Source organism: Azospirillum brasilense, from assembly GCF_008365405.1.
Classification (GTDB): Bacteria; Pseudomonadota; Alphaproteobacteria; order Azospirillales; family Azospirillaceae; genus Azospirillum; species Azospirillum brasilense_D.
On sequence record NZ_QOKV01000020.1, the window covers coordinates 67,873 to 80,078 of the forward strand.

A 12,206-nucleotide genomic window follows, 5' to 3' on the forward strand; every position below is an offset into this window, starting at 1 on the left:
CATTTGGTCTCTTGCCGGGGTCTCTTGCCGGGACCTTGAATTTTCTGTGTCGGAAAATAGAGGAGTCCCGCAGCCGAGTGAAGAAGATTTTCTTCATATCGGCGAGGCTACGGCCGGACGATGGGCATAACGACGAAAATTATCTTCACAATCCACCCCCGCCCCGCATAGCTTGGGAGACAGGAATGGCGGCGCTGAGACCCAGCCGGGAGGCCGGGACACGCTATGCCACCCGCACCGGCGGTGGTAGGGTCCGCCGCTCAACGACGCCCGGAGCCGAGAACGCCGGGGACCAAGAACGCTTTCAGGGATGGACGGTCCGTTTCGATGCTCCAGCCGGTGAACATCCTCGATCACATCCGCGGCCGCCTGCCGGAGCTGAAGCGTTCCGAAGCCCAGGTCGCCGAGATGGTGCTGGTCGAGCCGCAGAAGGTGCTGGGGCAGAGCATCACCGTGCTGGCCCAGGCCGCCGGGGTCAGCGAGGCGACTGTCGTCCGCTTCTGCCGCAGCATCGGCTGCGCCGGTTTCCCGGATTTCAAGCTCCGGCTGGCCGAGGGGCAGGCCCGCGGCACCCCCTTCGTCAGCCAGGACGTGGCGCCGGACGACGAGACTCCGACCGTCGCGCGAAAAATCTTTTCATCCGCCGCCGCCGCCCTGAACGACGCGGCCGGCGCGCTCGACATGGCGGCCGTCTCCCGCGCCGTGGAACTGCTGGCCGACGCTTCCAGCATCCTGTGCATCGGCACCGGTGCGTCGGCGGTGGTGGCGGAGGACGCGGCGCACAAGTTCATGCGCTTCGGCATGGCGGCGCAGGCCAGCGCCGACCCGATGATGGTCCGCATGCTGGCGGTCAATCTGGGCGCGCGCGGCGTCCTGCTGGCGATTTCCAACACCGGGCGCACCGTGATAGTGACCGAGCTGGCCCAGATGGCCCGCGACCTCGGCATCCCGGTCATCGCGATCACCGCGCCGGGCTCGCCGCTGGCCGCTGTGTCGTCGGTCGCCATCGGCCACACCCCGGTCGAGGACGCGGAGATCTACACGCCGATGGCCTCCCGCCTCGTCCATCTGGCGATCATCGATGTGCTGTCCACCGGCGTGGCGCTGAAGCTCGGCGCCGAGGCGCGGCACCATCTGGCGAAGGTGAAGGCCGTGCTGTCCGGCACCCGCTCCTCCCACGGCAAGCCCGCCCGGACCCGCCACCGGGCGTAGCTTTTTTTCCCTCTCCCGCCCCGGGAGAGGGGGCCTGCGAAGCAGGCGGGTGAGGGTCACCCAAGAATCACGGCGCTGATTCCTGGCGACACCCTCACCCTCCCACGCTGGCGCGTGGGCCCCTCCCTCTCCCGGGACGGGAGAGGCGATGAACAGCGCCACTCTTCCTCCCCCCTTGCCATCCGGGCCGGCTTGGTCCAAATGGTGCGCCGCCGTTCCCGATTCACAGACAGTTCTCGCCCATGCCCGCCATTGCCCTCAGCGTTGCACCGATGATGGACTGGACGGACCGCTCCTGCCGGTTCTTCCATCGCCTGCTGTCGAAGAACACGCTGCTCTACACCGAGATGGTCACCACCGGCGCCGTTCTGCACGGCGACCGCGAGCGGCTGCTCGGCTACGACGCGGCGGAGCATCCGGTGGCGCTGCAGCTCGGCGGGTCGGACCCGGCGGAGCTGGCGGCCTGCGCCCGCATCGCCGAGGAGTGGGGCTATGACGAGGTCAATCTGAACGTCGGTTGCCCGAGCGACCGCGTGCAGTCCGGCCGCTTCGGCGCCTGCCTGATGGCCGAGCCCGATCTGGTCGCCCGGCTGGTCGGCGCCATGCGCGAGGCGGTGTCGATCCCCGTCACGGTGAAATCGCGGATCGCCATCGACGCGATGGAGGAATGGCCGACGCTGGATCATTTTGTCCGCACCGTGTCCGCCACCGGCTGCACCCACTTCATCGTGCACGCCCGCAAGGCGTGGCTGAAGGGCCTCAGCCCCAAGGAGAACCGGGACATCCCGCCGCTGCGCTACGACCTCGTGCACCGGCTGAAGCAGGAGAACCCGCAACTCGCCATCGCGATCAACGGCGGCATCCGCACCCTGGACGAGGCGGCGGAGCATCTCGCCACGCTGGACAGCGTGATGATCGGACGCGCCGCCTACGAGACGCCCTACATCCTGGCCGACGCCGACCGCCGCCTGTTCGGCGGGGAACCCGGTCCCGACCGCTACGCGGTGGTCGAGGCCATGGCGGCCTACGCCGAGGAGCGGATGCGCCAGGGGGCGCCGCTGTCGGCGATCACCCGGCACATGCTGGGGCTGTTCCAGGGGCTGCCCGGCGCCCGCGCGTGGCGCCGCCACATCAGCGAGAACGCCCACCTCCCCGGCGCCGGGCCGGAGGTGCTGCTGAAGGCCGCGGCGCTGGTGCCGCACCGCGGAGCGGTCACGCAGCCAGCGGAATGAGCGCGGCGAGCGTCAGGCAGACGACGATGGTCAGGCGCGTCCGCAGCGTGCCGAACCAGCGGGGATAGCGCCCGTCCGCCGCCGCGCTGCGGTCCACCGCCCAGGCGAGGAGGAAGGACAGGATCAGCGCCGGCACCGTCAGGCCGGACGGCAGCAGGGTCGCGCCCCACCCCAGCAGCGACGGCGCGACTCCCCAAGCCAGCCACGCCGGCCCGCTCGTCTCGCCATCCCGCCCCGCCCCATCCCGCCCCGCGAGGATGCGGCCCCAATGGATGGCGCCGATGAAGGACAGGATCGACACCGCGTAGACGACAACCGCCCGAACCACGGCGGCCTGCCCGTCGCCTTCCGTCATCCAGGCCAGCGCGGTGCCGCCGACGAAGGGGATCAGCCCGCCGTAGGACAGCAGCCGGACGACCGAGGCCCGGCGATCATCGAAGGACAGCGCGTCCATGCGCTTACGGCGTCAAAGAGGATTGGGCCAGCGCCTTGTCCACGGCCGCGGTCAGGGTGGCGGACTCCGGCGTGACCGAACTGCCGAACCATTCCACCAGCCGTCCGTCGCGGCCGATCAGGATCTTGTGGAAGTTCCAGCGCGGCACGCCCTGCGCCCCGGTGACCGCCGCCGCCCAGCGGTAGAGCGGGTGGGCCTGCGGTCCGGTGACGGACTGCTTCTCCATCAGGGGGAAATCGACGCCGTAATTGAGTTCGCAGAAGGACGCGACCTGGGCGTTGCTGCCGGGCTCCTGCCCGCCGAAATCGTTGCTCGGCACCCCCAAGATGACCAGCCCACGGTCGCGCCGCCCGGCCCAAAGCTTTTGCAGCCCTTCATACTGGCCGGTGTAGCCGCATTGCGACGCCGTGTTGACCACCAGCACGGCCTTGCCCCGGAAGGCGTCGGGCGCGAGCGTGCCGCCGTCGATGGACGGCAGGGGCAGCGCCGCCCAGTCGAGCGCGTCGGCCGCCGCCGCAACGCCGGGAACGGCCGCGGACAGCATCAGGACAGCGGATAGAATCCGGGCGGCGGTTCGGGCGGCATCACGGATCGTCGGCATGGCTCTCTCCCGGTCTGTGGCTCTGGTCGGTACGGCCTTGTCCTATACGGTGGTCGAGGCGTGCCGGATCATGCACGCGCATGGGTGCCATGGCCATCTTGCCATGCGCCGGGCGGGCACGTCTGCTTTAGGGTTGTGCCCCCGCAAGCCCCAGACCATAGACCGGCCGACGCCCTCCATGCGCCTTCTCATCCTGATGCTCGGCCTCGCCGGTTTCGCAAGCGCCTTCTCGCTGCGGACCACCGATCCGATGCTGACCGTCATCGCGTCGGACCTCGGCATCGGCGTGGCCGAGGCGGCCCTGCTCTCCTCCGCCTACACCCTGCCCTATGCGGCGATGCAGCTCATCCTGGGGCCGGTCGGCGACGCCATCGGCAAGACGCGGCTGATCCGGCTGTCGCTGGTCGTCCTGACCATCGGCGTGGCGCTGTCTGCGGTGGCGCCCGGCTACTACACCGTGCTGGCCTCGCGGGTGCTGGCCGGCGCCTTCGCCGGGGGGATCATCCCGGCCGCCATGGCGCTGATCGGCGACCGGGTGGTCTACACGGAGCGGCAATTCGCCATCAGCCGCTTCCTGCTGGCGGTCATCCTCGGCCAGATGTCCGGCTCCGCGGTGGCCGGCGCCCTGTCGGAGGTGGCGGGCTGGCGCACCGTCTTCGCCCTGGCCGCGCTGGTGACCGGCCTGATCGCGCTGACCGCCGCCCTCCTCCTGAAGGGCGAGCGCGAGGAGCGGCATCGCCTGTCCATTACGGACGCGCGGGCGCGCTACGCCTCCGTCCTGGCGAATCCGGTGTCGGTCTGGGTCTTCGCGACGGTGGCGGCGGAAGGGCTGCTGATCTTCGGCGTCTTCCCCTTCGTCGCCCCCATGCTGGCCCGCCACGGGGCGGAGGGCGCCTTCGAGGCCGGGGTGACGCTCGCCGCCTTCGCCATCGGCGGAGTCGTCTACAGCTTCATCGTGCGGCGCCTGCTCGGCACGCTCGGCCAATGGGGGATGATGGGGGCCGGCGGTCTGGTGGCCGGGGGGGCCTATCTGGCGATGCTCGCACCGGTCCCCTGGCCGGTGGTGTCCCTGCTGTTCCTGGTCGCCGGATTCGGCTTCTACATGCTGCACAACACCATGCAGACCCAGGCGACGGAGCTGTCGGCGACGGCCCGCGGGTCGGCGCTCGCCCTCTTCGCCTCCTCCTTCTTCCTGGGGCAGGGGGTCGGGCCGGTGGTCTATGGGGCGGTCGCCGATCAAGTCGGCCTGCCCGCCCTGTTCCTGTTCGGCGGCGTGCTGACCATGCTGCTGGGCTTCGGGGCCGTCCGATTGATCCGTCGCCGGCCCGCCTGATATTTCAATATTTCGGATATCCCCAGATTCTGTGGATAACTCTGTTGGCGAATCGAGGGGTAACCGAAGGGACAGGCGGCCCCTCAAGGGGTCCGGCACAAATGCCTGAATTTTGGGCACATTAGAAAACCGCGCCGTTCAAGGCGTTTTCGCGCCTGACGCGCCGTTTCCGCCCTGGTCCGCGGCCTGCCCCGCCCCGCAACGGGAGTCAAGCGAAGGATGCGCGCGCCTGTGAACAACTTTCCTTGACAGGGTTTGCGGGCCACGGCAAAGGGCTGTTCCCGGCGCCGAGACGATTTGCGCGCCGTAGGTCCGCGGGGCACTGTGGCGCCATGTTCACCGTCAGCGAAAGCGAAGCCGAAACGATCCGCCGGGCCTTCCACGACCGCGGCGAATGGTCCGCCGTGGTGGAACTGCGCCGGCTGTTCCCGGTCTTCGCCAACAATCCGGAGGCGCTGCGCTGCGTGCGCGCCATCGCCGGCTGGCAACCGCTTCCCGACCCCGCCGGGACCCCGCCCAAGGTGACCCAACTGCGGCGCCGCAAATCGGCGGAGCCGCAGCCCTGACTGTCAGGTGGCGGTGCGCGGCCCGCGGTCGCTGAGCGTGTCGGCCAGCGGCACAACCTTGCCGCTGTCGGCGACCACCTGAAGCTCCGGCACGCCGCCGGTCTGGGCGCGACGCTCGGCCAGGAGGACCTCCAGCATCGCCTCCACCTTCGGCATGTGGACCGTCTGCTGGTCGAAGGGCATCTGGATGCCCTGCTCGCGGAACTGCTCCAGGATGCGCAGGCGCAGCTCGTTGCGCACCGGGATGATGTGGTCGGTGTTGGCGACGAAGCAGCGCAGCTCGAACTCCGGCCCGCTCGGCAGGAAGTCGCGGAACATCACCACCGGCTCCGGGTTGCGCAGCACCTGGGCGTGGCCGTAGCCGATCTTGAGCAGCAGCGCGTAGACCTGCCGGGCGTCGGTGTCGTAGGTGATGCGGACCTTGATCTCGATGCGGGTGGTCTTGTCCTTCAGCGTCCAGTTGACCACCGACTTGGAGATGAACTCCGAGTTGGGGATGATGACCGACGCGCGCTGGAAGGTCTGAATTTCCGTCGCGCGGACGCTGATGCGGCGCACGGTGCCCTCCAGCCCGTTGACGACCACCCAGTCGCCCACCTTCACCGGCCGCTCCACCAGCATGATCAGACCGGAGATGAAGTTGCTGACGACGTTCTGGAGGCCGAAGCCGATACCGACCGACAGGGCCGACGCGATCATGGCAAGGCTGGACAGGTCGAGCCCCAGCGTGCCCACCGACATCAGCACCGCCATGGTGGTGCCGAGATAGCCGACGCCCATGCGGATGGAGTTGCGCACGCCGTCGTCCATGTTGACGCGGCCGAGGATGCGCTCGTCGAGCTGGCGCTGGATGAAGCGGGTCACCGCGACGACGACGCCCAGCACCATCAGCGCCGACATGATGTCGCCCGGCGCGATGCGCACGCCGCCCACCGTGACGCCGCTGAGGAAGCCGTCGGCCAGCCCCTTCATCTCCGACAAGGTCATGCCGGTCAGCGGCAGCAGGAAGAAGGCCGCCACGGTCAGCAGCAACCCGTCGATCACCGTCCGCCCGGCCTGCCCCAGCATCCGCCGGCCGCGGTCGGTGGCGATCACGATGTCGCGCACCTCGGCCACCTGCCCGCTGCCGCGCTCCAGCAGGACGCACAGCAGCTCGCGCAGGACTCCGCGCGCCACCAGAAGGACGCCGCCGATGATGAGGGTGGTCAGCATCAGCTTCGAGGCGTAGATCGCACCGACCAGATATCCGGCGCCCGAGGCGACCAGCGAGGCGAGCGCCACCGCGCCGATCAACAGGCGCAAACGCAGTCCGACGACCCGCGGACGGGCAGGCGGCACGTCCTCGGCCTCCGCCGCGGCGGAAGCCGCGGCCGGCGGCGGCAGGGTGACGTCCACTGCGGCCCCGGGCATCGGCTCCGGGCATCCGCAATCGTCGGTCTCCTCCGCGTCCGGCGGCGGGGCGGCCAGCCAGAGGTGATCGGGGTAGAGGAACAGCAGCGACACGGCGATCAGCGCCATGGTGCCGAAGCCGGTGATCGACCGCAGCTCCGGCGGGGTGAACATGCCCTCCGACAGGGCGATGCCGGTGCCGGCCAGGGCCAGCCCGATCATGACGAGCGGCACGCGGCGGACCAGACGGCGCGCGCTGTCCGGGTCGAGGTTGGCGAGCTGCCAGGACGGATGGTCGGGCGCCAGGGTGGCGCGGGCGACGCCGGTGACCAGGAAATAGGCGGTCAGGCCGCCCGACACCCCGACCACCAGAGCGGTCAGCGGACCGGCGTCCGCCGCGTCGCGCAGCAGCCCGACCAGGGCGCCGCTCAGCACCAGCGTCGGCACCAGCGGCACCAGGCAGCGGGCCAGCGCCTCCACCGCCATCGCCACCACCCGTTGGCGGTAGCTGGGCCGCTCCTCGAGATCGCGGTGGCCGTAGCGACGCAGCAGCACCCGGCGCACCGGCCAGGCGACCAGGAACAGGATGGCGGCGAGCGCGCCCAGCCCGTACAGGCGGCCGCGCCATTCGTCGTCGCCCATCACAATGCCGAAGGCCCGTCCGATGCGCTCCTGCACATAGGCCGTCTGCTCGGGCAGCGCGGCCCAGGTGGCGGGCAGCAGCGGCACCGGGCCGCGCCGAACGATCTGCTCGGTGAGCTGGGTCATGCGCTGGTCGGCGGCGGTGCGCAGCAGGATGTCGGCGCGGGTGACGATCAGCTCGGTCTGCTTGGTCCGCCCTTCTGCCTCGCCGATGGTCTGGGTCAGGCGCTTGCGCTCGGCGGCGATCCCGGCCTCCTCCGGCGGGGCGCCCTGGGCCGGCGGCGGACCCAGCGCGTCGAGCATGCGCTGCGCCGTGTCGCGAGCCGCCGCCGCCGCGGCCCCGGCCTCCCGGACCTCGTGTTGGATTTTCGCCAGATCGGCGCGCAGGGTCTCGTATTCGGTGTTGGCCAGATCGCCCCCGGCGATGCGGTTGGCCGCCCTTTCCAAGGCGTTCTGCCATTGCGGCAGCTTGGTCTTGAAGTCCGCCGCCGCTTCCGCCGCCGGAGCGGCGGACTGGGCCAGGGCCGATGGAACCACGGCACCCGCCGCAAGCGCGCCACACAGCAACAGGGCTGCCAGAAGCCGGCCGATCCGGCAGCGGAAGGCGAAGGAAATCTGCATCACCGTTCGAAGTCTCGTGTTGGCGAAAGGCTGCGACCCCGGCGAACCGGGAAAAGGGATACCTATACTCTTCGGCGTCGCGGCAAAAGTATGGCACTGCGTGTCACCAGGATGTGACAGAGAGGGTGGGGATTGCGGTTCGGTTCGCTGTGGCCAGGGGGCACCGGTCCGGGGCCGCCGTTTCGTGCGCTTGCCTTCGGATTGGGCATGGCGTGGTTGCGTGTCTTGATGATACAGGTTGAGCATCGTCGCTTCACACGCACGTCATCATCATGGCCGGCTTGACCGACATCGACCGCACCCTGCTCCGCACGGCGCTGAAGGCTGCCAAGCGCAACGACGTCCCGTCCGTCGGGATGCCGACCGAAACGCTGGAACGGCTTTTGGAGTATCTGGCGGTTCTGGAAGGCGCGCAGCCCACCGCACGGACCGAGGGCAACCCAGGGTCGAGCTGACCCTTCCAGCATGGCCTGACCGGCGATGGCAGGGCATCCAAACCCAGCATTACATACTATAGTATGATAACCTGCTGGTGCTGAACCGGCGAGGCTGCTGAACGGTACGTTGTGACATTGAATTCGAGTCGCAACCGACGCTCGACGAACCCTATCGAACGGAGTAAGACTTTAGGACCCACTCCTATAGGCGGACGATCCCCTTGTGCCAGTTTGCCACACCGGAATGCGGTCACGCCTGTCGTGCGATCAGGCTCGTCCGCGAACACAGCCGCGGCCCCGTGGGGTTGGACGCGCGCGCCTATCTGATCCGGGTCGAGCGCCGGTTGATGCAGTTCCATTGCAGCGCCCCGCTGGGCATTCCAACGGAAGCGACGCCGCCCCGCGAGGCCGCCGAGTAACCCGCCGGCCCGTTTGAATCTGGAACGTCAATCACGCCCGCTGGGGGCATCGGAACGGCCCCGGTCCGGTTCGCGGCCCGGTTCGCCCTCCCGGCGGCGATCTCCGTCCGACGACGCCTCGTCGCGTTCCCGCTGGCGCTGCCATTGATCGAACTTCTCGGGATCGGTCACCAGATCGATGACGGACGGCTTCCGGTTGCCGTCGTTGCGCTGTTCGGGCATGAACACCTCCATCGCTGCGCCACACCTGTCCTTTTGCACATCAACAGCGCAAAGGGCCCGGCGCACCAAGCCCCGCAAGGGGAGAACCCCACAAGCACAGCCTTGCCCCTTTGGCGTCCGGTTTTTGACACAGCACACCCCCGCCCGAATCCTTAGCCTGCGACGACGATCAAGTCACAGACAACGATCAAGACACAGTCGGGGGCGGGATGCTGCGGTTGGGAACACGGGTGAGGTTTGCGGGCCAGGACGCCCTCGTCGTCGCACGGACCCTTGCCGGTGAGCCGACCTACGACATCCGCTTGGCCGATGGCCGTCTCATCAAATACGCCGCCGAAAGCGATCTGGAACCGATCGGGGAGGACGGGTCCGACCCCCCGCCCGCCTCGGTGCGGCCATCGGGCTCCGGCGGCTCCAATCAGGGGGGCATGCAGTGACCCGCGACGACTTCCCCTATTCGCTCCAGCCCTACGCGATGCCGGAGAACGGCGGCGACGGCGCGCAGCCGTCCGACGCCTGGACTCTGGTCCTGTTCCGCGCCGCCGATGAGGCGGAACGCCTGTGGTTTCGCGACCATGGATTCGTCATGGAGGGCCGCCGCTGGGTCCGCCACGCCCCTATCCCGGACAGCCGCGCCGAGGCGCCGGGCTCCGGCGACGCGTCCGAGGATGAGGGCGAGGACTTTGGCGATAGCGAGTCCGACGACAAGGCGCCGAGCACCGGCGGCCCCGCGCCCGACGTCGCCGCCTGATCTTCCGTTCCGGCGTCCGCGGCCTTTTGCAATGCCGGCGCCCCTGTTCGCGGACACGCACGCCCCATGCCCGACAGCCTCGACTTCGACCGGAACGACCTTGCTCCAAACGAATCCGGGCAAAACCATCTGAGTCCCGACGATCCGAACCGGCCCGCTCCCTCCCCATCCGCGCCGCCGTCCGCTGTTCCGCCATCGACCGTTCCGCCATCCATCGTTCCACAGACCGCCCTGATCCGGCGGCTGCGCCGGGCGGCCTCCGGCAACGTCCCGGCGCCGGAAGGGGTGACGCTCCGTCAGGCCCAGCAGCGCGAGGTGATGGTCGGCGCCCATCTGACCCTGAGCATCGATTGGGCGACGGAGGTCGAGGTCCGGCTGGGCGCGGAGATGGTGCGCTTCGCCATCTACTGCCGCAACGCCGCCGAACTGAACGCGACGCTGGCCCGCGACCTGGACGCCGAGGCGGCCTCGCTGGAGACGGCCCATCGCTTCGCCACGCTGCTCGGCCCGCTGGACGAGCGGGTGGAGGCGATGGCCGCGGCGGAGGAACCGCTGCCGCCCCTGCCCTCGCTGCGCGGCCCCTACTATCTGCATGAGGTCTGCACCGGTTGCGACGGCGGCGGGGTGCGGGGCTGCGGTGGCGATGGCTGCCGCGGCGGCAAGATCCGCTGCACCCACAGCGCGACGGCCGAGACACCGGATTGCCCGGAGTGCGGCGGGCGCGGCCAGCACCGCTGCCCGGTCTGCGCGGGCGACGGGGTGGTCGCCTGCGAGACCTGCAGCGGGGTCGGTCAGTTCACGCACATCCACCATCCCCGCCTGACCGCCCATCCCTCCTACAGCCTGACCGCGCCGCCGGACGCACCGGCGGCGGTGCGGATGGCGCTGGAGGAGGCCGGCTTCGCCGGCTTCGCGGCGCTCGCCAACCCCGCGCCCGCCACGGTGCGCCATTCCGGCACGCAGCTTCTCTATCAGCGCAGCGGCACGCTGACGGTGGTCGCCCTGTCCTGGGACTGCGACGGCGTGCCGTTCGACGTGGAAACCGTCGGGCCGGACGCCGATTCCGCCCCCCTTCCCCCCTTCCTGGACACGGTTCTGGCCCCGGTGCTGGCGCGCATCGCGGCGTTGCCACCGGCCGACGCCTTCGCCCTGGCCGGCGCCTACCGCCTGACCCGCTCCGTCGCCGAGGCGGTGCTGGGCGGCCGGGAGCCGGACACGGCGGCGATCGTGGCCGATCATGAGGGCTGCGTCAGCCCCGCCTTCGTGAAGGAAACCGCCGCCGTGCTGGCGGAGCGGTTCGCCGAGACCAGCCGCACCGCCGTCACGCGGAGTTGGATCGCCGCGGCGGGGCTGCTCGCCCTGGTCCTGCTTCTGGTGGCAGGGGTGGACGGTCCGGCTCTGCTGACCGGCGCGACTCCTGAACAGCCGGCCCCGGCGGCGCTGCGGCTGGGCTGGGACATCGGAATCCCCATCGCGGCCGGGCTGGGCCTGTGGGCGCTGGTGCGCGGCGTGGTGCGCGGGGCGTTGGGCGCGGCCTTCGGCGGGCCGGTCCGTGCGCCGGCCCAGGGGGCTTGGCCGCTCGTCCTGCTGTCCGCCGCGGCGGCGATCCATCTCGGCCTGCTGACCCTGTGGAACGGCGGGCCGGGGTTCAGCCGGCTGAACCATCGGCTGGACGTCGAAGCGATCACCCAGGGCCGCGCCCCGATGCCCGCCCCGCGCGTGCTCACGCCGGAAGAGCGGATCATGGCGGCGCAACGCGCGCTGGCCCGGCTGGGGCGCTACGACGGGGCGATCGACGGCAAGATGGGCGAAGGCACGCGGACGGGGCTCGCCAGCCTGACCGGTTTGGTCGACACGCCACCGGGCGTGGCGCCCGAAGACCCGCTGGAACTGGCGGTGGCCATCGCCGCCGACCGTGTTGCGGTCAACGTCCGGGCGCCGGAGCTTCTGGTCGGGCCGGGCTGGAGCAACGCCACCCGCCTGCGCATGACGCACGACGACCAGCCGATGGTCGCCGGGGCCTTCCTTGGGGCGTTGGCCGCATCGGGCACGGAGCGGGCGGCAACGGGCCAGGAGTGGGTTTCGGGAGACGGCTTGCGATCCGGGTTGATCACCGTGACGGGTCGCATCGCCGACCCGAAGGACCGCGGGCGCCTGTGCTTCGCGCTGACCCACGTCGTGACCACGCCGGCCGGACGGGATACCGGCGCGCCGCTGCGCACCTGCCGGACCGCTGGAAACTGGACCCTGGAGGAATGAGGGGGAGATAAGGGGAAAGGACCCGTTGCACGCGGGCATGAAAAAGGGGCCTGGAAAGGCCCCGATTT

General features: G+C 70.1%; 12 protein-coding genes. 8 read left to right on the plus strand and 4 right to left on the minus strand.

What is annotated here, in order from left to right; all coding sequences use genetic code 11:
• Positions 1-327 precede the first annotated feature (327 nt).
• Both hexR and dusA read left to right on the plus strand, forming a co-directional pair.
• Positions 328-1,212: a transcriptional regulator HexR gene (gene hexR / locus DS837_RS24630; RefSeq protein ID WP_149167143.1), complete on the plus strand. Its 885-nt coding sequence runs from the start codon at positions 328-330 to the stop codon at positions 1,210-1,212.
• A 242-nt stretch (positions 1,213-1,454) separates the two neighbouring features.
• A complete protein-coding gene (gene dusA / locus DS837_RS24635) occupies positions 1,455-2,444 on the plus strand; it encodes a tRNA dihydrouridine(20/20a) synthase DusA (RefSeq protein ID WP_149167144.1) in 990 nt (329 codons plus the stop codon).
• On the opposite strand, the gene DS837_RS24640 is transcribed toward dusA, so the two are convergent.
• Both DS837_RS24640 and DS837_RS24645 read right to left on the minus strand, forming a co-directional pair.
• A complete protein-coding gene (locus DS837_RS24640) occupies positions 2,425-2,898 on the minus strand; it encodes a DUF3429 domain-containing protein (protein ID WP_149167145.1) in 474 nt (157 codons plus the stop codon). The genes dusA and DS837_RS24640 overlap by 20 nt on opposite strands.
• A 4-nt stretch (positions 2,899-2,902) precedes the next feature.
• Positions 2,903-3,499 (minus strand): glutathione peroxidase, encoded by a 597-nt coding sequence (locus tag DS837_RS24645; protein ID WP_149167146.1) that lies wholly within the window; start codon positions 3,497-3,499, stop codon positions 2,903-2,905.
• A gap of 178 nt (positions 3,500-3,677) precedes the next feature.
• Between DS837_RS24645 and DS837_RS24650 the strand changes: the two genes are divergently transcribed.
• Together DS837_RS24650 and DS837_RS24655 are read left to right on the plus strand one after the other, a co-directional pair.
• Complete coding sequence (locus DS837_RS24650) at positions 3,678-4,832, plus strand: MFS transporter (protein WP_149167147.1); 1,155 nt, start codon at positions 3,678-3,680, stop codon at positions 4,830-4,832.
• Positions 4,833-5,164: 332 nt separating this feature from the next.
• Entirely contained in the window at positions 5,165-5,398 is a 234-nt protein-coding gene (locus DS837_RS24655) for a hypothetical protein (protein ID WP_149167148.1), read from the plus strand.
• A 3-nt stretch (positions 5,399-5,401) separates the two neighbouring features.
• On the opposite strand, the gene DS837_RS24660 is transcribed toward DS837_RS24655, so the two are convergent.
• Complete coding sequence (locus DS837_RS24660; protein WP_247890122.1) at positions 5,402-8,050, minus strand: DUF3772 domain-containing protein; 2,649 nt, start codon at positions 8,048-8,050, stop codon at positions 5,402-5,404.
• Between the two features lie 272 nt (positions 8,051-8,322).
• On the opposite strand from DS837_RS24660, the gene DS837_RS24665 reads away from it, so the two are divergent.
• Positions 8,323-8,505 carry a hypothetical protein gene (locus DS837_RS24665; RefSeq protein ID WP_149167149.1) on the plus strand — a complete coding sequence of 61 codons (183 nt, stop codon included), beginning with the start codon at positions 8,323-8,325 and terminating at the stop codon, positions 8,503-8,505.
• A gap of 428 nt (positions 8,506-8,933) precedes the next feature.
• Here DS837_RS24665 and DS837_RS24670 read toward each other — a convergent pair whose 3' ends face one another.
• Positions 8,934-9,128, minus strand: a complete 195-nt coding sequence (locus DS837_RS24670) for a hypothetical protein (protein ID WP_247890111.1) — start codon at positions 9,126-9,128, stop codon at positions 8,934-8,936.
• 230 nt (positions 9,129-9,358) lie between these two features.
• On the opposite strand from DS837_RS24670, the gene DS837_RS24675 reads away from it, so the two are divergent.
• From DS837_RS24675 to DS837_RS32845, 3 genes are all read left to right on the plus strand, one after another.
• Positions 9,359-9,565, plus strand: coding sequence for a hypothetical protein (locus DS837_RS24675; protein ID WP_247890112.1), 207 nt, complete (start codon positions 9,359-9,361; stop codon positions 9,563-9,565).
• On the plus strand, positions 9,562-9,879 hold the full coding sequence (locus tag DS837_RS24680) for a hypothetical protein (protein WP_149167152.1): 318 nt from the start codon (positions 9,562-9,564) through the stop codon (positions 9,877-9,879). Before DS837_RS24675 ends, DS837_RS24680 begins: the two co-directional genes overlap by 4 nt.
• A 66-nt stretch (positions 9,880-9,945) precedes the next feature.
• Positions 9,946-12,138 carry a hypothetical protein gene (locus DS837_RS32845; RefSeq protein ID WP_247890113.1) on the plus strand — a complete coding sequence of 731 codons (2,193 nt, stop codon included), beginning with the start codon at positions 9,946-9,948 and terminating at the stop codon, positions 12,136-12,138.
• Positions 12,139-12,206: the final 68 nt, after the last annotated feature.

Bases quoted from the DNA above. Each gene is read 5' to 3' on its own strand.
- DS837_RS24660 (WP_247890122.1), bottom strand. From the start codon at position 8,050: ATGCAGATTTCCTTCGCCTTCCGCTGCCGGATCGGCCGGCTTCTGGCA.
- hexR (WP_149167143.1), top strand. From the start codon at position 328: ATGCTCCAGCCGGTGAACATCCTCGATCACATCCGCGGCCGCCTGCCG.
- dusA (WP_149167144.1), top strand. From the start codon at position 1,455: ATGCCCGCCATTGCCCTCAGCGTTGCACCGATGATGGACTGGACGGAC.
- DS837_RS32845 (WP_247890113.1), top strand. From the start codon at position 9,946: ATGCCCGACAGCCTCGACTTCGACCGGAACGACCTTGCTCCAAACGAA.
- DS837_RS24650 (WP_149167147.1), top strand. From the start codon at position 3,678: ATGCGCCTTCTCATCCTGATGCTCGGCCTCGCCGGTTTCGCAAGCGCC.
- DS837_RS24640 (WP_149167145.1), bottom strand. From the start codon at position 2,898: ATGGACGCGCTGTCCTTCGATGATCGCCGGGCCTCGGTCGTCCGGCTG.
- DS837_RS24655 (WP_149167148.1), top strand. From the start codon at position 5,165: ATGTTCACCGTCAGCGAAAGCGAAGCCGAAACGATCCGCCGGGCCTTC.
- DS837_RS24670 (WP_247890111.1), bottom strand. From the start codon at position 9,128: ATGCCCGAACAGCGCAACGACGGCAACCGGAAGCCGTCCGTCATCGAT.
- DS837_RS24665 (WP_149167149.1), top strand. From the start codon at position 8,323: ATGGCCGGCTTGACCGACATCGACCGCACCCTGCTCCGCACGGCGCTG.
- DS837_RS24645 (WP_149167146.1), bottom strand. From the start codon at position 3,499: ATGCCGACGATCCGTGATGCCGCCCGAACCGCCGCCCGGATTCTATCC.